16 protein-coding genes and 1 tRNA gene are annotated in these 19381 nt (G+C 46.0%); 8 read left to right on the top strand and 9 right to left on the bottom strand.

Translation table 11 applies throughout. The features are described 5' to 3' along the window. Positions 1–336 precede the first annotated feature (336 nt). Positions 337–1095, bottom strand: a complete 759-nt coding sequence (locus BLS03_RS13365) for a DeoR/GlpR family DNA-binding transcription regulator (RefSeq protein ID WP_093274776.1) — start codon at positions 1093–1095, stop codon at positions 337–339. Positions 1096–1371: 276 nt separating this feature from the next. Between BLS03_RS13365 and ltnD the strand changes: the two genes are divergently transcribed. The 6 genes from ltnD (at position 1372) to BLS03_RS13335 (ending at position 8688) form a co-directional block, all read left to right on the top strand. Next, a complete protein-coding gene (gene ltnD, locus BLS03_RS13360) occupies positions 1372–2277 on the top strand; it encodes an L-threonate dehydrogenase (RefSeq protein ID WP_093274774.1) in 906 nt (301 codons plus the stop codon). Positions 2278–2279: 2 nt separating this feature from the next. Next, the gene (otnK, locus tag BLS03_RS13355; protein WP_093274770.1) at positions 2280–3536 is read left to right on the top strand and encodes a 3-oxo-tetronate kinase; all 1257 of its coding nucleotides are present in this window, start codon (positions 2280–2282) and stop codon (positions 3534–3536) included. Further along, positions 3533–4165, top strand: a complete 633-nt coding sequence (otnC, locus tag BLS03_RS13350; RefSeq protein WP_093274767.1) for a 3-oxo-tetronate 4-phosphate decarboxylase — start codon at positions 3533–3535, stop codon at positions 4163–4165. The genes otnK and otnC overlap by 4 nt, the downstream gene beginning before the upstream one ends. Continuing rightward, the gene (gene otnI / locus BLS03_RS13345; RefSeq protein WP_093274765.1) at positions 4165–4941 is read left to right on the top strand and encodes a 2-oxo-tetronate isomerase; all 777 of its coding nucleotides are present in this window, start codon (positions 4165–4167) and stop codon (positions 4939–4941) included. The genes otnC and otnI overlap by 1 nt, the downstream gene beginning before the upstream one ends. Positions 4942–5048: 107 nt before the next feature. Continuing rightward, the gene (locus BLS03_RS13340) at positions 5049–6506 is read left to right on the top strand and encodes a GntP family permease (protein ID WP_093274763.1); all 1458 of its coding nucleotides are present in this window, start codon (positions 5049–5051) and stop codon (positions 6504–6506) included. 397 nt (positions 6507–6903) lie between these two features. Then, the gene (locus BLS03_RS13335; RefSeq protein ID WP_093274762.1) at positions 6904–8688 is read left to right on the top strand and encodes a M14 family zinc carboxypeptidase; all 1785 of its coding nucleotides are present in this window, start codon (positions 6904–6906) and stop codon (positions 8686–8688) included. Between the two features lie 115 nt (positions 8689–8803). Here BLS03_RS13335 and BLS03_RS13330 read toward each other — a convergent pair whose 3' ends face one another. From BLS03_RS13330 to rpsU, 7 genes are all read right to left on the bottom strand, one after another. Continuing rightward, a complete protein-coding gene (locus tag BLS03_RS13330; protein ID WP_093274759.1) occupies positions 8804–9013 on the bottom strand; it encodes a hypothetical protein in 210 nt (69 codons plus the stop codon). A 200-nt stretch (positions 9014–9213) separates the two neighbouring features. Further along, positions 9214–11208 carry a hypothetical protein gene (locus BLS03_RS13325; protein ID WP_093274757.1) on the bottom strand — a complete coding sequence of 665 codons (1995 nt, stop codon included), beginning with the start codon at positions 11206–11208 and terminating at the stop codon, positions 9214–9216. A 447-nt stretch (positions 11209–11655) separates the two neighbouring features. Continuing rightward, a tRNA-Ile gene (locus BLS03_RS13320) sits at positions 11656–11731 on the bottom strand. 143 nt (positions 11732–11874) lie between these two features. After that, complete coding sequence (gene rpoD, locus BLS03_RS13315) at positions 11875–13743, bottom strand: RNA polymerase sigma factor RpoD (RefSeq protein ID WP_093274755.1); 1869 nt, start codon at positions 13741–13743, stop codon at positions 11875–11877. 98 nt (positions 13744–13841) lie between these two features. Continuing rightward, positions 13842–15614, bottom strand: coding sequence for a DNA primase (dnaG, locus tag BLS03_RS13310; RefSeq protein ID WP_093274752.1), 1773 nt, complete (start codon positions 15612–15614; stop codon positions 13842–13844). A gap of 98 nt (positions 15615–15712) precedes the next feature. Then, positions 15713–16156: a GatB/YqeY domain-containing protein gene (locus tag BLS03_RS13305; RefSeq protein ID WP_093274749.1), complete on the bottom strand. Its 444-nt coding sequence runs from the start codon at positions 16154–16156 to the stop codon at positions 15713–15715. Positions 16157–16183: 27 nt separating this feature from the next. Continuing rightward, the gene (rpsU, locus tag BLS03_RS13300; RefSeq protein WP_001145625.1) at positions 16184–16399 is read right to left on the bottom strand and encodes a 30S ribosomal protein S21; all 216 of its coding nucleotides are present in this window, start codon (positions 16397–16399) and stop codon (positions 16184–16186) included. 228 nt (positions 16400–16627) lie between these two features. Here rpsU and tsaD point away from each other — a divergent pair, with 228 nt between their 5' ends. Both tsaD and BLS03_RS13285 read left to right on the top strand, forming a co-directional pair. Next, positions 16628–17647 (top strand): tRNA (adenosine(37)-N6)-threonylcarbamoyltransferase complex transferase subunit TsaD, encoded by a 1020-nt coding sequence (tsaD, locus tag BLS03_RS13290; protein WP_093274738.1) that lies wholly within the window; start codon positions 16628–16630, stop codon positions 17645–17647. Positions 17648–17787: 140 nt separating this feature from the next. Beyond that, complete coding sequence (locus BLS03_RS13285; protein ID WP_093274870.1) at positions 17788–18603, top strand: alpha/beta fold hydrolase; 816 nt, start codon at positions 17788–17790, stop codon at positions 18601–18603. A gap of 88 nt (positions 18604–18691) precedes the next feature. Here the strand turns inward: BLS03_RS13285 and plsY are convergent, their stop codons facing one another. Further along, positions 18692–19312, bottom strand: coding sequence for a glycerol-3-phosphate 1-O-acyltransferase PlsY (gene plsY, locus BLS03_RS13280; protein ID WP_093274734.1), 621 nt, complete (start codon positions 19310–19312; stop codon positions 18692–18694). Positions 19313–19381: the final 69 nt, after the last annotated feature.

Raw genomic sequence — 19381 nt, 5'->3', positions numbered from 1 at the left:
TCGCTAATCAAGTTAGGGAGATGGTAGAAAAGCCATGTTTCACTCACGAGACAGTTCAGTGAGTGTTTGATGATGTTCGTATGACGATTTGATGAAGAAAGGCGAATTTTCGAGGGGCAAGTAATGGCTTGGTGTAACGCTCACAATGGCAAAATACAAAGCTTAACTCGCTCACAAAACGACAGCTTTATGCTGGGAAGTCAGCGATTTATTGCTAATGTTGCTAATGCGAAAGCACACTATTATAAAAGAATGTCAATTGTCACTTTGCTTTGTTGCTGTAGGTAACGGGAACCCATGGGTTCCCGTTATTTTTGGGCGCAATTTGCAGGCTGGCTAGGGCATCAGAACACGAATATCTTTTTCTTCCAACTCTTGTTTAACACTGAGGGGAAAGTGGCTGTCGGTGACCACAAGGTCAAATTTTTCGATATCCAGCGCATGAAAGGTGGCAATCTTGCCGTACTTTGAAGAGTCTGAGACTAGCACCACGCTTTGTGAAGCCTGAGCAATTGCGCGTTTGACGATCACTTTGGGCTCACTCGGCGTCGATAAACCGTGCAAGTTCCAAGAGGATGTCGATACAAATGCGATATCAATATTCATGGTATTGAGAAAGTCTGCCACTTTACTGCCGACACAGGATTGATTCTCGCGATCCACCCGTCCACCGGTATGGTAAACCTCACATTGGCTATGCTGCATAAAATAAGCGGCAATCACAAAATCATTAGTAATAACAGTAAGGTCGCTACGCTCGGCAAGTTGATGAGCGAGTTCCAAAGTGGTTGTTCCTGCATCAAGGTAAATCGTGGCGCTCTCGGTCACCAGCTGGCTGGCCAATACGCCAATTGCCGCCTTTTCTTGTGCCTGCTGCGCTGCTTTAGCATCGTGAGAAGGCTCCTGATGAAGCAACTGAGTTAATTGCACCCCACCAGAAACGGACAGCACTTTTCCTTGCTGTTCCAATTTAACAATGTCACGACGAATCGTCATATGCGACACATCTAAATGTTCAACCAGCTCATTAATGCTGATCACTTTCTGTGAAGAGAGCAGGGACAAAATGGTTTTCTGACGTTCTGCTGGAATCATGATTGATGGTTACTCGCTGTTTTTTCACATATTAACAGTACCGATTATGGATGTGAAGTTATGTTAATTATTGTTAATTAGGTCTCGTTTGTGATGCAAACATTACGATTCATGTCCGTTATATTGGTGATTCAAAATCAAGTACTTATCAATATCATGTGAATTATTGTGTTTATTTGTGATTTGTGTACGATTTTTAATATGTGTTTCACATATAATCACAACAAATAACATTAATTAACACTCTGCATTAAATTGACCAGCGAGAAAAAGAGTATGAATGAGCAAACAACAAAATCGGTCGCGGTAATCGGATTGGGTTCTATGGGTATGGGCGCAGCGAAGTCTTGTGTTCGTGCTGGATTAGATGTCTATGGCGTCGATTTGAATCCGACCGCACTACAAACTTTAAAAGAATTTGGCGCTAAACAAGTCGCCGAAGATGCCAATCTATTTGCCAATAAACTCGACGCTGTGTTGCTGCTGGTGATCAACGCCAAACAAGTCAAATCAGTATTATTTGATTCTGGTTTAGCTAGTAATCTTAAGCCGAAAACAGCCGTAATGGTTTCCGCTACGATCTCGGCTCAAGATGCGAAAGAGATCGAAGCCAAACTGAAAGAATTTGATTTGATCATGCTTGATGCTCCGGTTTCTGGCGGGGCGGCGAAAGCGGAAACAGGCGATATGACGGTGATGGCGTCAGGTAGCGCTCAAGCGTTTGCCAAACTGGAACCTGTACTACAAGCGACCGCTGCCAAAGTGTACAACATCGGTGAAGAGATCGGGCTTGGCGCGACAGTTAAAATCATCCACCAACTGCTAGCAGGCGTTCATATTGCTGCGGGCGCTGAAGCAATGGCTTTGGCTGCCAGAGCGAATATTCCCCTCGATACCATGTACGAAGTCGTGACCAACGCGGCGGGCAACTCATGGATGTTTGAAAACCGCATGAAGCATGTAGTGGATGGGGATTACACCCCAACCTCGATGGTCGATATCTTTGTTAAAGACCTCAACTTGGTTGCCGACACGGCTCAGGCGCTCAAATTCCCACTGCCGCTCTCTAGCGCAGCTCTCAATATGTTCACTTCCGCCAGCAATGCCGGTTTTGGCCAACAAGATGATAGCGCAGTTATCAAAATCTTCAGTGGTATCGACTTACCTGGCGTGGAGAAGTAAGCATGTTATTAGGAGTGATTGCCGACGATTTTACTGGTGCAACCGATATTGCGGGATTCTTAGTCGAAAATGGTATGCGTACCGTACAGCTCAATGGTGTGCCGTCTGCTGAGATCGACGTAGATGCCGATGCCGTCGTCATTAGCTTGAAATCTCGTTCTTGCCCAGTTGAACAAGCGGTATCCCAATCGCTAGAGGCGTTGGCATGGCTAAAAGCTCAAGGTTGTCAGCAGTTTTATTTCAAATATTGTTCGACGTTTGATAGCACAGCCAAAGGAAACATTGGCCCAGTCACGGATGCGCTGCTTGATGCGCTAGAGCAAGACTTTACGTTGGTTTGCCCAGCGCTCCCTGTCAATGGTCGCACTGTGTTCAACGGTCATTTGTTCGTGTTGGGCGAGCCACTCAATGAATCTGGTATGCGCCATCATCCGGTGACCCCAATGACAGATTCAAGCTTAATTCGTTTGATGAACGCTCAGTCACGCGGTGAGGCGGGACTGGTCAACTATCAGGTAATCGAGCAGGGCACGGCGGCAGTGGTCGAAGAATTTGCCAAATTGCGCGCACAAGGGCGTCGCTACGCTGTGGTTGATGCTTTCAATGCCAATCATTTGAGCATTTTGGGCGCGGCGAGTCAGTCGCTAACTTTGATCACTGGTGGCTCTGGTCTTGCGGCAGGGATTGCGCAGAATTGGGCAGATCATCTGGCGGATCAAAGCGCGGCAAAAACCGCCGGTTTGCCAACCAAAGCCAAAAGTGTGGTGCTATCCGGATCGTGCTCTTTGATGACCAATCAACAAGTGGCGGTGTATCGCGATCAAGCGCCGAGCTTCTTAGTCGAAGTTGAAGCGTGTTTAGAAGATCAAAGTTATGTCGATCATGTGTTTGCATGGGTGATGAACAACATTGATAGCGATTGGGCACCGATGATCTATGCCACCCAACCGGCGGAACAGCTACACAAGATCCAAGCAAAATATGGCGCTCAAGTCTCAAGTGAAGCCGTGGAAGCTTTCTTTAGCCGTCTTGCTCATCAACTGAAAGAAGCGGGTGTGAAGAACTTTATTGTCGCTGGTGGCGAAACTTCCGGCACCGTAACGCAAAGTTTGGGAGTGCAAGGTTTTCATATCGGTCCGCAAATTGCCCCGGGCGTACCTTGGGTGAAATCGGTTGATGGATCGCTGTGTTTGGCACTTAAGTCTGGCAATTTTGGTGATGAGCATTTCTTTGCAAAAGCGCAGGAGTTTTATCTATGACTGAACAGCAATTGAGAGAGCAAATGGTGACGCTCGCTCGTTCGATGTTTGAACGTGGCTACGCCACCGGCGGCGCGGGCAATTTATCCCTCAAACTGCCAAGTGGCGATGTACTTGCCACACCCACGGGGTCATCGTTTGGTCGCTTAGTCGCCGATGAGCTATCAGTGGTCGATCTTGATGGCAACTTATTGTCGGGTAAGCGCGCTTCGAAAGAGGTCGCTTTTCACCTCGAAATTTATCGTAACAACCCGAATTGCAACGCGATTGTGCATTTGCATTCGACATATCTCACTGCGCTGTCGTGCCTTGATAATCTCAACATGGACAACGCCATTCGCGCATTCACACCTTATTACGTGATGCGGATTGGTGAGCTTCCGGTGATTCCTTACCTTCGTCCGGGCGAGCCTCGCATTGCGACTGAGCTTGGCAAACGAGCGGCGGATTATCGCGCCTTCTTACTGGCTAATCATGGCCCGGTTATCACTGGCGTTGATCTTGAAGATGCTGTCGATAATGCTGAAGAGCTGGAAGAAACAGCTAAGTTGATGTTTTTATTGAAAGATCATCCGGTTCGTTACCTTACTGATGATGAGGTGAACGATCTGAAAGGGAGAGGAAAATAATGGCTAAATTTGCTGCTAACTTGACCATGTTGTTTAACGAGGTCGACTTCTTACAACGCTTTGAAAAAGCCCATCAAGCGGGATTTAAAGCGATTGAATTTCTTTTTCCTTATGACTACGAGCCACAGCAGTTAGCACAACTGCTTGAGCAATATCACTTTGAGCAAGCGTTATTTAACATGCCTCCGGGTGATTGGGGTGCCGGCGAGAAAGGTATGGCAGCCCTGCCTGGGCGAGAACAAGAATTTAAGGCCAGTGTTGATACCGCGCTGTTGTACGCCAACGCGCTAAATTGCAAAAAAGTGCATGCCATGTCTGGCATTGTCGATAAGCGCTATAGCTACCAGCAACATGTTGATACGTTTATTGCCAATATTCGCTACGCGGCAGATAAGTTTGCTCTGCACGGCATTGAGTTGGTTATCGAACCCCTCAATACCCGTGACGCACCTGGGTATTTCGTCGCTCATCAACGTGATGCGGCTGCGCTTATTGCTCAGGTTGAACGCCCGAACGTTAAGCTTCAACTGGACCTCTACCACGCCCAAATTATGGATGGAGACTTAAGCGTACTGATCAAAGATTTGGCGCCGGTTACTGGTCATATCCAAATTGCGTCAGTGCCTCACCGCAATGAACCATCAGAAGGAGAACTCAACTATCCGTACTTGTTTGATGTGCTTGATGAGTCTGGTTATAGCGGCTGGATTGGCTGTGAATACAAGCCGAAAGCAGGCACCGAACAAGGTCTAAGCTGGGTAAAACGTTACTTATAACGTCAGCTTGGTTTAGTAATAACGTCTTGGCTATTTATCGACTGCCTCGCAGCGAGGCAGTGGCTACTCATAACTACAAAATAGATAAATCCAATAGGAAGTGAAACATGGACTCTGCTCTAATCGGTATCATACTTGGCATCGTGGCCATGATGGTAATGATCATCAAAACACGTATCCCCGTCGCTCTCGCGATGGTTATTGCTAGTATCATCATGGGCTTATTCGCTGGCATGGCGCCAACCGAAGTCGTCAATGCGATCAAGGCTGGCTTTGGCGGCGTGCTTGGTGGTATCGGGCTGATTATCGCCTTTGGTGTCATCATGGGCGCATGCTTTGAACGCTCTGGCGCAGCGGTAAGAATGGCCAAGACCTTTGTGAAGCTATGCGGCAAAGGGCGCGAAGATATCGCACTTGGTTTTACTGGCGTTCTGGTCGCAATTCCAGTTTTCTGTGACTCTGCCTACATCATTTTACACTCACTCGTTCGCGCTATTTCGCGCAATACAGGTAAGTCATCAGTCGGACTGGGTGTCACGCTGGCACTTGGTTTGCTGATTACCCACGCGCTTGTGCCGCCAACACCAGGCCCGGTTGCTGTCGCGGGCATTCTGGATGTAGATCTTGGCGTCTACATGTTGTGGGGACTGATTGTATCAGTACCTATGATGTTGCTGTCGCTGTTCTACATTCGTAAAGTCGGTCAAGAATATTACCGAGTACCGAATGGTGAAAACTGGATTACCAGCCAAGCGGATTGGGCGAATCTTGAGAAAGTGCAAGAAAGCGATGACAAAGATCTACCCAGCAATTTCCTATCATTTGGCCCGATATTGATTCCTATCGTATTGATTCTGACCGCAACCTTGGTCGGTAAAGGTGATTCATTATTCCATGCCGTGGTTGCTTTGTTGGGTAACCCCGTTGTCGCTGTGGGTCTTGGCGTGTTGTTGGCACTTTACGGTTTGACTCGCAATATTGAACGCAAAGATATGATCGGCTCAATGGACGATGCGCTTTCAACCACAGGCCTGATTTTGGTTGTGACGGGCTGTGGCGGCGCGATGGGCGCAGTGTTAAAAGCGTCAGGTGCTGGCCCACAAGTGGCAGAAGCGATTGCCAGCAGTGGCATTCCACCACTGCTTGTTCCTCTTGCGATTGCTTCTATGTTGCGTTTGATTCAAGGCTCAGCCACCGCATCTATGATGGTTGCTGCAACCATGACATTGCCGCTGGTGGATACCCTAGGGCTCGACCCGGTATTCGTGGCTCTCGCATGTGCGGTAGGCCCAGTCGGCTTCTCACACTTAAACGACTCTTACTTCCATATTATCAGCCGCACTCTAGGCATTACTGAGTTGGCCGATCAATTGAAAGTGTGGACGGTGACATCAACGATTGCTTGGGCAATTGGTGCCAGTATTGTCATGCTACTTAACCTGATCTTTGGTCAAGGTGGCACGTTAATCGACCCAATCGTTCCATTTGCAGTACTAGGTTGCATCATGTTGTGGATGAGAAAAAAGCAATCAACGCCCATCTCAACCCAACGCAGTGAAGCTTAATCAGCTTTAGGTCACCTATGATCTAATTGCTTTGGGTTACCTATGATCCAAAAGGTCTGAGTGCTGCTCAGGCCTTTTTAACTTATTGAAATTAATATAATTCCATTCGTTGTCATCGCTACCCCAATAAGCCGATGCCTCATTCACTTTATTATCAAGCGAAGCTCTAGGCGCCATAGAAAACGTATTCACTTTAACCACAGCAATACAGTCGTTAATGGTTCTATATAGAGGTGTGTGCACTTAAAAGCGGTTGATGTCGTTCACTTTCATCGCCATCATGTTTGAGTCGTGCTGCGTTTCACTGAGTCGGCGGTCGATATGGCAGTCGGTGTTAGGCGCTAAGTGTTGTTCTATGCGTAAACAAAGCCATCAACAAGGGATGACAAGGAGTATTATGTCCTGCTTATTGAGTACTCGCGTTGTGAGCGGTTTATCTAAGCTGGCTGAGCAATTGGAAAAGCTGGATTGCGATGGTGAGAGTATTCGGGTCTGGGTTTTCGCCGACCACACATCACGTACTAAAGCGCAGAAGGCGCTTCGTGAACTCGGTTTTGATATCGAGATCTTAAGTGCTTACAAACCCTTGCTGCACTATTTTCTTGAATCTGTTGATTTGTCTAACCAGACATTTGAACGAGTCGAAATTTTTTATCCGCAAAATCAACATGCTGCGCCAACTCGATTTTTGTTGGAAGCCTACCCATTAGCCGCATTGATTGACAGTAAATCTGTGGTATTTACTGCCGATTCAAACCTTGAAAGCCATTATCGAATTCGCGTGTATCGAGCACAACAAGATGTACAAGAGATAGTGGTTTTAGCGCCAAATATAGTATGCCAAAGTGCGACTGGAGAGCTTGTGTTTAGGCCGACGGGCTGGATACAAGTTCTTGATAAGCAAGGTCGACTGAGTAAAGAACTGCGCTTAGAAAGCGACTTTGAGCAAGTGTTTGAGTTGTTGATGACAAGTATTCAAGCTTATGACTGGCCGAGCCATTCACCGTATTTTGAACGCTTGGTCATTGATGTCAAAGTGCCTTATCAAGACGATGCCATCGGCTATGAGCACGAGGTGGTGAGCTTAAAAGAAGCGCTGCATGAAGACCTGTATTTTTCGATACAAGAGTGGTTTAAGTATCAAGAAGGAAAAGTGCTGAGTGCTCGAGACAGTCAGCCTGGGCAAATTGTGCCTTTGATTCACGATAGCCATGATGGTCAGTATCATCTTGAGCTGCGCCTTGAACCTTATACTTTACATGAGCCTTCAACCACGAGTTTGGAATTCGCTACGTTGGCGTTGGATGATTTGGACACTATTTCGCAGCCAATTTCCATCGCGCAGTTAGAGCGCCAATTTGACGATCTACCCGGCCAGAGATTCAGTGCTGAAACTGTCACAGGATTTAGGGTGAATGCCAAATACATTCAAGGTGACGACGCTGCGGTTTATATCAGCGGCGGACAGCACGCCAATGAAACCAGTGGTGTGGTGGGAGCATTGCGCGCTGCCAAGCAACTGTTACAAAAGAGCAATGCCCATTTGGTGATTTCACCGCTTGAAAATCCTGATGGTTATTTGCTTAATCATGAGTTTATGCAGCTCAATCCGCAGCACATGAACCATGCCGCCCGTTATACCGTGTTAGGTGACGATCTCGAATATCGTCAATGTGCGCCATTTTATGAGCAAACGATTCGTCACCAAGCAACCCAGTTCTCTAAGGCGAAGCTGCACATTAATCTACACGGTTATCCGAGCCATGAATGGACGAGACCGTTATCGGGCTATGTTCCACAAGGCTTTGAAATGTGGACGATTCCCAAAGGTTTCTTTTTAATTGTTCGTTATCAAGATGATGACTTTTGGGCCGAATATGCCGAGCAGTTTATTCAACAACTGACCGCACAACTGGCGCTTAATCAGCAGATTGTTGAGTTTAATCGTCGGCAGATAGCGCTTTATCAGCAGCATGCGGGTGACACCGGGTTTCGCATTGTTAACCAGTTTCCTTGCTTTGTGTCTAAAGTGGAGGAGTGCGACATACCATTGCAATTGATTACAGAATTTCCCGATGAAACGCTATACGGAGAAGCGTTTGTATTTGCGCATGAAATTCAACAGCAAACCGTTGTCACTGCTTACCAAGTGCATCAGCGATTATGGCAGCAGTACAACTGAGCCATCATCTCTGACGACTGGGCGCTTATTGTATCGGTTTTGGCGACAATAAAAATGGGGGCTTATGCCCCCATTTTTGCTGATACTGTGGTGATCCACTTTCGTGGTTCAGTCATTAGTTAAAGCGTGGTGCCGGTTGTTGCCCTGGCTGCCCTTGTTGCCCTGGCTGCCCTTGTTGACCATGTGGTGCTGAGCCCTGTGGAGCGCCTTGAGCTGGTTGGGCGCCATGATGAACTGGACCTGGCGGATGCATTACACAAGCGGAGCATAGTAGTGCTAGTGTGCCAATAATCGCGAGTTGAACGGGTTTAAATTTACTGCGCATTGCTACTTCCTTTTAATATTGTTGTTTTGACGACATGGTTACCTTAAAACAAAAAAACAATGTTCAAAATAACAAATGCAATTCTTTACTCACTGTTGACAGAAGTTGACGCAGATCTCGTTTGAGTTGACATACACAGTATGGATAAACGTGATGAGAGCAATCCCGCTACCACAACGCAGCGGGATAACAGGGGAGGATTAAGCGGCGAGTTGGTAGTTTAAGTCGTCAACGTCCATCAGTAAGGTGTAGCTGCTATCATCGATATACACAGTAACCGCAGAGATATCATCACTATCAAAATCAGCTCTGTCGACCAACGCTTGCTGCTCTTCGGTTAACTCAGAAACGTAAATTTCGTTAATATCATCTGAAATTTCTACGCTGCCATTCACGACCAAGCCATCATCTGCCGAGGCGTTATCAGCCAGTAGTGCTTGATCCAAAACTAAGGTGCCGTTTTGATAATCCACATACTCAAAGTTGTAGAAATCAAGGTAGGTAGGATCTTCTTCAATAATTAAAGTATCGAAGTCATCACCGCCTTCGCCGCCGTCCAGTTCAAAGCTATATAGTTGGGAAATATCTTCGCCACCGTCGTCGATCTCTATTGCAAACAGGACGTTTTGCGCATCTTCGCCAAATTCATAGTTAAATGACGCCATATTCCCGCCCAATTCTTCGGTCGTGTAAGTATCGACTAGCTGATAAATTATTTTGTCGGTGGTATACGTAAAGTAATCTAAGTCAACCGTGAGGTCATAACTGTTGTCACCGATAACTAATGTGATTTCCGTCGGAGTGTAATCATCTGTGGTGTAATATGGGCCATATTCCGCGATATTTAAATGAAAATGGCTATACACCCGATATGACGTTTCTAATGTGATATAAGTGGTATCGACATTGGTGGTTAATTCCGCGTTGCCAATGATCGCGAGTTCATCAGAGTTATTGGCTAGAGTTTCTTCGTCAATAATTAAGGTTTCATTAGGGTTAATGGCAACCGTTTCAAAATTCGTGAAGGTTACCCCGTTTACATCGTCAACGAGATAAATCACATCAGTGCCATCTCCTCCGTCAACATAACGTTCAATATCACTATTGGCCGCGGAAGCGAGTTGATACACAAACCGGTCGTCATCGGAACCAAGCGTTACTGAAAATTCAAGCCATTGTGTACTTTCGTAGCTGTAAGAACTCCACAGATCAAAGTACTCAAAACCATAGTAGGCCATCCAATAAGTAATGCCGGAGCTGGTATGGGTATTAGGAAAATCAAAGCTGCTGTAGTCGATATCGGATTCTTCCATTAACAGCGTATATGTGCTGCCATCAATGGTTAAATTAACCGCGACGATATCTTCAGAATCATAGCCACTTTCGTTAACCAGCGCTTGCTGTTCGTCAGTCAGTTCGGTAATCGACATACTGTCTAAACTAATGTCATCAGCTAGGGTGACTTTTCCGTTAACGATCAAACCTGAACTAGAAGATGCATTATTTTCTAGTGTTTCTAAGTCTAAAGTGAGAGTGTCACCATCGTCGAGTTCGACGTATTCGAAATTCACGAAGTCGACATCGGCACTTGAAGACTCAGATAGAATGAGGCTATCAAAACCATCTCCGCCATCGACGTCGCGTTGTTGACTACTACTTGCTTGAGCATAGAGTGCACAGCGAAATGTATCGTTGCCATCACCAAGATCAACGTCAAATTCAGTCCATTGGGTTGACTCTGTATCACTTGTGCCGTCGAGGCTAAAGTAAACTTCATCGTCCCCAGAGCCAAGCGTAATACTGTATAAATTACTCCAATGGTCATTGTTGCTGTATGGCGACAGATAAAGATAGAGATTATCCGTTGTATCCGCTAAATCGATGGTGGCGCGTTTGGCCTGAAGAATGGAAATGTATTGGTAACTTCCTCCTTCAATGTATACGTCAACAAAATCACTAATACTGAGACCAACATAGTCGCCATCGATGACGGCGATTTCTTTAGTCTCTGTCGAATTCCAGCCAGCGAGATTTTCTATGCTGAGGTTTACGTACCCATAGACGTTGGTGTCGATATAATCTTCTTGATAGTAGCTTCCGTCACTTAATGTAATTTCATCGCCATTTGAGATAGTTAGCGATGCTGCGGAGCCATAACCTTTGCTGTTGGTATTACCTACCAATATTTGAGTCATTATGAATGTCCTCTATTCTGATGATTCCTTTGATTGTTTGGTGAATGTCTTGTTAATGTCATGGAATTGTCAGTTGAGTATATATTCAGCAAGCAGAGAAATGCTTTATCTACAAGGGTAATTGGTACTTTTATAGAACTTGGCTATTTTTCAATCAAATTGATGATATTTGTTAGTAAAATAAAGGCAGCGAGCAGAAAGGTGTGGTTAGTATCAGCGGAAAAATGGATAGAAATTACTAATTACGGTTGTTTTTAATACTTAGAATGAGTTTTGATTATCGGAAGCGAGTCGTTAATCTCCCTATCTTCAATTGGATTTTTTTTGGATTAAAATTTTATTTATTGACCTTATTTTAGTTAATAAATCTAATTGAATGGATGTTTTTAGGGCTCATGTAGAAAGTAAAAAGCCTGAAAACAAGATTGCTTTCAGGCTTCTTTAATTTGGTGGCCCCTCCCAGACTTGAACTGGGGACCAATCGATTATGAGTCGACTGCTCTAACCACTGAGCTAAGGGGCCAATGCTGAGCGAGAATTATAGGGGAAGCGGCTAAGGCTGTCTAGGGAGTATCTAGGCTAAATGCGCTTAGTTTTTATCCACTTAAACGCGATGCCAACAAAAAAGGTGAGCTTATGCTCACCTTTTCATCGTTTCGAACTATCTTATTCGTCCAAGAAGCTACGCAGTGTTTCTGAGCGGCTTGGATGACGAAGTTTACGTAGTGCCTTCGCTTCAATCTGACGGATACGTTCACGTGTTACATCGAACTGCTTACCTACCTCTTCAAGCGTGTGGTCGGTATTCATATCGATACCAAAGCGCATACGCAGTACTTTGGCTTCACGAGGCGTTAATCCTGAAAGAACATCGCGTGTTGCTGCTTTTAGACTGGTAGCTGTTGCTGAGTCCAATGGCAGTTCAAGCGTTGTATCTTCAATAAAGTCACCTAGATGCGAATCTTCGTCGTCACCGATTGGTGTCTCCATTGAGATTGGCTCTTTGGCGATTTTTAGCACTTTACGAATCTTGTCTTCTGGCATTTGCATACGCTCTGCCAACTCTTCAGGAAGTGGCTCTCGGCCCATTTCTTGAAGCATTTGACGCGAGATACGATTCAGTTTGTTGATCGTTTCGATCATGTGCACCGGAATACGAATCGTACGTGCTTGGTCAGCGATTGAACGTGTGATTGCCTGACGAATCCACCAAGTTGCGTAGGTTGAGAATTTGTAACCACGACGGTATTCAAATTTATCAACCGCTTTCATCAAACCGATGTTACCTTCTTGGATAAGATCCAAGAATTGTAAACCACGGTTGGTGTATTTCTTCGCAATAGAGATAACCAAACGTAAGTTGGCTTCAACCATCTCTTTCTTCGCACGGCGAGCTTTGGCTTCACCGATCGACATGCGACGGCTGATATCTTTAATGCTTTGAACGCACAAAGAAGTTTCGTTTTCGATAGTTTTTAGCTTTAAGATCGAACGGCGAATGTCGTCTTCATGACGTTTGATCTTGTCAGCATATGGTTTATCTGAAGCCAAAACTTCATCTAACCAAGCTTCGCTAGATTCGTTGCCTGTAAACAGAGCAATGAACGATTTCTTCGGCATTTTGCCGTATTCAACTGCTGAGCGCATAATTAAACGCTCTTGAGTACGAACACGTTCCATCGAGGTACGTAATTCTTGTACAAGGTAGTCAAACTGTTTTGGCGTCAGACGGAACTCTTTAAATACATCCAACATTAACTCGCCAGCGGCATCGGCTTTCGTGCTGCTTTCACCGTGCTCGTTGATGGCTAGCTGATAATCTTGGTATGTATTACGTAGAGAAGTGAATTTCTCTAGCGCAAGTTCTGGATCGATACCGACATCTTCGCTTTCTTCTTCGTCGCTGTCGTCTTTATCGTCGTCATCGTCGTCGTCATCACTGTCGTCATCTTCATCTGCAAGATCTGATTCAGCGAGTTCAGAACCGATGTGGGTCGCGGTCGGCGCTGCTGTTTCGTCAGCGTCAGGATCAACGAAGCCGGTAATAAGGTCGGTTAGACGTAGTTCTTCAGCTTGAACTTTATCGAATTGCTCAAGGATGTATGGAATCGTACCAGGGTAGACTGCGACAGCGTTTTGAACTTGGTTGATACCATCTTCAATACGCTTAGCGATATCAATTTCACCTTCGCGAGTCAGTAGTTCAACCGTACCCATTTCGCGCATGTACATACGGACAGGGTCAGTGGTACGGCCTATTTCACTTTCCACACTAGAAAGCGCCGCTGCTGCTGCTTCCGCCGCATCTTCATCGGTAATGGTATCGTCATCATTCAAGGCAAGGTCATCGGCATCAGGGGCAGTTTCTACCACTTTGATACCCATGTCGTTGATCATCTGAATGATGTCCTCTACCTGTTCAGAATCTACGATTTCTGCAGGTAGGTGGTCGTTTACTTCGGCGTAGGTCAGATAGCCTTGCTCTTTGCCTTTAATAACAAGGAGTTTTAGCTGTGACTGCGGATTTTGATCCATAGACGGTATCCAACTTAGTATCTGGTGAAGGAATTAGTATGCGAATTGCAAACCATACATGTTAACAAATTAATTGGTTGCTGACTATTCAATTAGGGTTACGCTTTTAAATCTAGCATCAGTGCCATTAGCTCCCTTCTTTCGTCGACTGATAAGCCGACGCTTCTCTCTTTGGCCTGCAGTTTTTCAATTTGTTTCTCTACGCACTGGGCAAGAATTTTGTCCAATGAGTCTAAAAATATATCTTCTTGGTTGTCTTCATCGAGTGGAATTTCCCACCCTGCGAGACGAGACAGAAGTGCCTCATGACTGTGATTTCGCCAATGCTCTAAAAGCATTCCGGTGTTGATATGGGGATTGCCCCTACAATAATCAAGCACATCGACTAATAAACTCAATCCGGGTACGGGCAATTCTCGCACTGAGCCGAGATCGGGTATCAGTTGAGCATAGCTTGGATTCTGGATGAGTAGGGCAATCACTTCGCGCATTGGCGTTCGTTTGATCTCTTTGTGAGGCTGCGGACGCTGACTCTGTTTTTTGTCGTCTCTGCTGATTAACTGTTGCAGTTGACGCTCATCCATTAACCCTAGGCGTTTGCCCAGCAGTTCTCTTAAGTATAGTCGCAGAGTGCCGCCTGGCACCTTTTCTATTAAAGGAACTGCAAGTGCACTGAGCTTTGCCATCCCCTCTTTAGAACTAGTATCGACATCTTGCATCAAAGAGTTAAACATAAACTCAGAGAGTGGTATGGCATTTTTTACTTGTTGCTCAAACGCTTCTTTACCTTGCTGGCGAATATAGGAGTCAGGGTCTTCGCCATCAGGCAAGAACATGAATCTCAATTGCCGACCATCGGTGAGATAAGGTAGGGCATTTTCCATTGCTCGCCATGCCGCTTCACGGCCCGCTCTATCTCCGTCATAGCAACATACGACGTTACTGGTTTGACGAAACAGGACTTGCAAATGATCGCCAGTCGTCGAAGTGCCCAAAGAGGCCACCGAGTAGTCGACGCCGTATTGAGCGAGAGCAACGACATCCATATACCCTTCGACCACCAAAATCTGTGGTGGTTCTCGATAAGCCTGAAGTACTTCGTACAGTCCATAAAGCTCTTTGCCTTTATGGAAAATCGGCGTTTCAGGCGAGTTCAGGTATTTTGGTGTTCCATCGCCAATAACGCGACCACCGAAACCGATAACTCGTCCACGGCGATCATGAATTGGGAACATAATACGGCCGCGAAAACGGTCGTATCGATTACCTTTGTCATTTTCGATGAGCATGCCGCCAGAGACCAGCATCTCTTGAACTTGGTTACTTTGACCGAAGTTCTTACGCACTAAGTCCCATTCATCGGCGACATAGCCGATGGCGAACTTTTGGACAATCTCACCAGACAAACCACGATTTTTTAGATATTCAATCGCCGGTTTGCTACTGGCTTGCTTGAGCTGCTGACGATAAAACTGAGCAATACTGCCCATTAAATCGTACAGATTGCGTTTTTGCTCGCTGTTTGCGCGTGGTGCGGAAGACGAACTGCTACTATTGCCACCTTGGCGTTGTTCTCTTGGAACTTCGAGCCCTAAAAAAGAGGCCAGTTCTTCAATCGCATCTGGGAAATCAAGACGCTCATATTCCATTAAAAAATCAATGGCATTACCGTGAACACCGCAACCAAAGCAGTGGTAAAACTGTTTCTCTTGGCTGACTGAAAATGACGGTGTCTTCTCATTATGAAACGGGCAACACGCACTGTAATTTTTGCCTTTTTTCTTAAGTTTCACGCGCGCATCAATGATGTCGACAATATCCAGCCGAGCAAGAAGGTCATCAATGAAAGTGCGGGGAATATGTCCTGCCATAAAACCTAACAAAAAAAGAAACGCCGAAGGGGAGATACAAACAAGCCGTGCGTTCCATAGGATAGCACGGCTTGTTGCAATATTTTTTGAGTAAAACCTTAAGCGAGTTTAGCGCGAACTAAACCACTAACTTTACCCATATCTGCACGCCCTTGAATTTGAGGCTTGAGCACTGCCATTACCTTACCCATGTCTTGCATGCCAGCTGCTTGTGATTCGGTAACTGCACTTTCAATCAGAGCAGCGACTTCTTCGTTAGTCAGCGGTTGAGGCATAAAGTCCTCAAGAATCGTAATTTCAGCTTGCTCAGCGTCCGCCAAGTCTTGACGACCGGCAGCTTCATATTGAGCGACAGAATCGCGACGTTGTTTAACCATTTTAGTCAACACGGCAAGAATATCGTCGTCAGACAGAGTAATCCGTTCGTCGACTTCTCGTTGCTTGATGGCTGATAAGGCTAAACGTATAGTGCCAAGGCGCGGTTTGTCCTTGGCTTTCATCGCTAATTTTTGCTCTTCTTTGAGCTGGTCAATAAGAGCCATAACTAAGTCCTCTAAAGGATTCAGTTATTAGTACAAACGAACGCGACGAGCGTTTTCGCGAGCTAGCTTCTTAGCGTGACGCTTTTGAGCTGCTGCTTTAGCACGTTTGCGAACGGTAGTTGGTTTTTCGTAGTGCTCACGACGACGCACTTCAGAAAGGATACCTGCTTTTTCGCAAGAGCGCTTGAAACGACGTAGAGCTACGTCGAACGGTTCGTTTTCACGTACTTTAACTACTGGCATATGCCTTTCACCTCAGGGGTTATTCGTTAATGCTGGTATGAAAATTCCGAATCGGTTGAAATCGGTTTATAACCAGCTAGATCAAAAATGGTGCGGAATTTTAATCCGAACCAAGCGAGTTTGTAAAGCCTTTTGTCGATTATTGTCTGTACAAAATTTGTTTGAGACAGCAATTGCAGGTAAGATTGCCGCCAATTTCCATTGAGAACAAATTTCCTCGAGATAACCATGCGCATTCTAGGTATTGAGACCTCTTGTGATGAAACTGGCATCGCAATTTATGACGATGAAAATGGCTTGCTGGCCCACAAACTTTATAGCCAAGTAAAGTTACACGCAGATTATGGTGGTGTAGTGCCGGAGCTGGCCTCTCGCGATCACGTTAAAAAGACCATTCCACTCATTAAAGCCGCAATGGCAGAAGCTAACCTTACCGAAAAAGACATCGACGGTGTTGCATACACCGCTGGCCCAGGTTTGGTTGGTGCGTTATTGGTTGGTGCAACAATTGGTCGTAGCCTCGCGTATGCTTGGGGCGTTCCGGCGGTTCCGGTTCACCATATGGAAGGGCACCTTTTAGCGCCAATGCTTGAAGATAACCCGCCGCCATTTCCGTTTGTCGCGGTATTGGTTTCAGGTGGCCACTCGATGATGGTGGAAGTGAAGGGCATTGGTGAATACAAAATCCTCGGCGAATCGATTGATGATGCTGCCGGTGAAGCATTTGATAAAACAGCCAAATTGATGGGCCTAGATTACCCGGGCGGGCCGCTGCTTGCTAAGCTGGCGGAAAAAGGAACTTCTGGGCGCTTTAAATTTCCGCGTCCGATGACGGACCGTCCCGGTCTTGATATGAGCTTTTCCGGTCTAAAAACGTTTACCGCTAATACCATTGCTGCCAATGGTGATGATGAGCAAACTCGCGCAGATATCGCTCTGGCGTTTGAAGAAGCGGTATGTGACACCTTAGTGATTAAATGTCGCCGCGCGTTAGAGCAAACGGGCATGAAGCGCATTGTAATTGCTGGTGGTGTGAGTGCAAACCGCCGTTTACGCGCCGAGCTTGCTAAATTAGCTCAAAAAGTTGGTGGTGAGGTTTACTACCCGCGCACTGAGTTTTGTACCGATAACGGCGCCATGATTGCTTACGCGGGAATGCAGCGTTTACGTAATGGTGAAGTGGCCGATTTGGCGGTGCAAGCGACACCTCGATGGCCAATCGACCAGTTGACTCCTGTTACTGATTAATGCTGATAAACAATAACTTGATGCCGATTCAAAACAGCCACATTGATGGCTGTTTTTATTTTTCAGCGCCGTTATTTCAAACGCATTAATGATATTATTTGGTTTTCAACTTTGGTTTTATAAACGCGATGAGCAATATGATAAAGACGTTTACGGTAGATGGTCAGCAGATGGCGTACCAAGATTTTGGTCAAGGCCCAGTGATTGTTTTTGGCCACAGCTATTTGTGGGATAGCCAAATGTGGCTTCCACAAGTGGAAGTTTTAAGTCGCTCATATCGCTGCATTGTTCCTGATCTTTGGGCTCATGGTTTATCCCAAGCTGCTCCTTATAATATGACGAATTTGCGTGACTATGGCGCGCACATATTGGCCCTGATGGACTATTTAGGTGTCGAAGAATTCTCGATCGTCGGCTTGTCCGTCGGCGGAATGTGGGGGGCTGAAGTGGTGTCGCTCGCTCCGCAGCGGGTTAATTCACTGGTGCTGATGGATACTTTTGTCGGCTTGGAACCTGAAATCACCAATCGCAAATATTTCGCTATGCTGGAAACCATCTCGTTATCACAAATGGTCCCAGAGGCGATCATTCAAACCGTCGCGCCGCTGTTTTTCTCTAAATCAGTCAGAGAAGAGAATCCACGTTTGATTGAGCAATTTGAACGTCGCCTTGCGGGGATTCATGGTCAAGATGCGGCAGAAATTGCGCGAGTTGGACGCATGGTCTTTGGCCGCCGAGATATGATCGATGAAATTGAGACATTTCAGCTGCCGGTGCTGATTGCGGTAGGGCAAGAAGATGTGCCTCGACCGGTGCTTGAATCGTATTTGATGAATGACTGCATTGTTGGCAGTGAATTAGTCGAAATTCCAAATGCAGGGCATATTTCAAACCTAGAGCAGCCAGAATACGTGACTGAAACGTTGAGCCGCTTCTTGGCTAAGGTTTACGCCTAGCCATCACACAGGCAGGTGCTGAGAGAGACTCAATGGGCCTGCCGTCTACATTTTTTACGACAACACCAATTCTCATCTAAACGCTGAACTAAGGCGTTTTATTCGCTGAAATCGATGATGAAGTCTTAGCTCCGACTTTAGGTTCAGTGCCACTGACCAAGCGACGAATATTCTGATGGTGTCTTAACACGATAAGGCAACATAACATGGCAACTGGCAGAGTATATTGCGGCTTGATAAGCCAAGTATAGAAAGGCGCCAATAATACCGTGACGATTGCTGCTAATGATGAGTAGCGAAATATGAGTGCGACGACCAACCAGGTGAGCATAATCAGTAAAGTCAGATCCCATCCAATTGGCGCGATAGCTCCGAGCGCTGTTGCTACTCCTTTGCCACCTTTGAAATGAAAGAACAGCGGGTACATGTGGCCTAAACACGCTGAAATGGCCACGATCCCCAGAATCAAGGGTTCGATATGTAAGAAGTAGCCGAGCCAAACAGGAATCGTGCCTTTGAGCATGTCGCACAACAATACTGCTGCGGCACTTTTTTTACCGCCGATACGCATGACATTGGTGGCACCGGGGTTATGTGAGCCAACTGAACGTGGGTCAGGCAGACGAAGTAAACGACAGATCAAAACCGCACTAGAGATTGAACCTAGCAGATACGCGCAGATAATCATTGTCAGTGCTAATAAAGTCATAACCCATCGCCGTGTGAAACAGATGCTCGATAAGCAAGTAATTGATATCATACCCGCTCGTTATACATA

The sequence above is a fragment of the Vibrio xiamenensis genome (assembly GCF_900100015.1).
GTDB classification, from domain to species: Bacteria; Pseudomonadota; Gammaproteobacteria; order Enterobacterales; family Vibrionaceae; genus Vibrio; species Vibrio xiamenensis.
The sequence above is the reverse complement of the archived record's forward strand: the minus strand, read 5'-3'. Positions and strand labels throughout refer to the sequence as shown.

Excerpts from the sequence above, each read along its gene's own strand:
- BLS03_RS13365 (WP_093274776.1), bottom strand. The coding sequence starts at position 1,095 with ATGATTCCAGCAGAACGTCAGAAAACCATTTTGTCCCTGCTCTCTTCA.
- ltnD (WP_093274774.1), top strand. The coding sequence starts at position 1,372 with ATGAATGAGCAAACAACAAAATCGGTCGCGGTAATCGGATTGGGTTCT.
- otnK (WP_093274770.1), top strand. The coding sequence starts at position 2,280 with ATGTTATTAGGAGTGATTGCCGACGATTTTACTGGTGCAACCGATATT.
- otnC (WP_093274767.1), top strand. The coding sequence starts at position 3,533 with ATGACTGAACAGCAATTGAGAGAGCAAATGGTGACGCTCGCTCGTTCG.
- otnI (WP_093274765.1), top strand. The coding sequence starts at position 4,165 with ATGGCTAAATTTGCTGCTAACTTGACCATGTTGTTTAACGAGGTCGAC.
- BLS03_RS13340 (WP_093274763.1), top strand. The coding sequence starts at position 5,049 with ATGGACTCTGCTCTAATCGGTATCATACTTGGCATCGTGGCCATGATG.
- BLS03_RS13335 (WP_093274762.1), top strand. The coding sequence starts at position 6,904 with ATGTCCTGCTTATTGAGTACTCGCGTTGTGAGCGGTTTATCTAAGCTG.
- BLS03_RS13330 (WP_093274759.1), bottom strand. The coding sequence starts at position 9,013 with ATGCGCAGTAAATTTAAACCCGTTCAACTCGCGATTATTGGCACACTA.
- BLS03_RS13325 (WP_093274757.1), bottom strand. The coding sequence starts at position 11,208 with ATGACTCAAATATTGGTAGGTAATACCAACAGCAAAGGTTATGGCTCC.
- rpoD (WP_093274755.1), bottom strand. The coding sequence starts at position 13,743 with ATGGATCAAAATCCGCAGTCACAGCTAAAACTCCTTGTTATTAAAGGC.
- dnaG (WP_093274752.1), bottom strand. The coding sequence starts at position 15,614 with ATGGCAGGACATATTCCCCGCACTTTCATTGATGACCTTCTTGCTCGG.
- BLS03_RS13305 (WP_093274749.1), bottom strand. The coding sequence starts at position 16,156 with ATGGCTCTTATTGACCAGCTCAAAGAAGAGCAAAAATTAGCGATGAAA.
- rpsU (WP_001145625.1), bottom strand. The coding sequence starts at position 16,399 with ATGCCAGTAGTTAAAGTACGTGAAAACGAACCGTTCGACGTAGCTCTA.
- tsaD (WP_093274738.1), top strand. The coding sequence starts at position 16,628 with ATGCGCATTCTAGGTATTGAGACCTCTTGTGATGAAACTGGCATCGCA.
- plsY (WP_093274734.1), bottom strand. The coding sequence starts at position 19,312 with ATGACTTTATTAGCACTGACAATGATTATCTGCGCGTATCTGCTAGGT.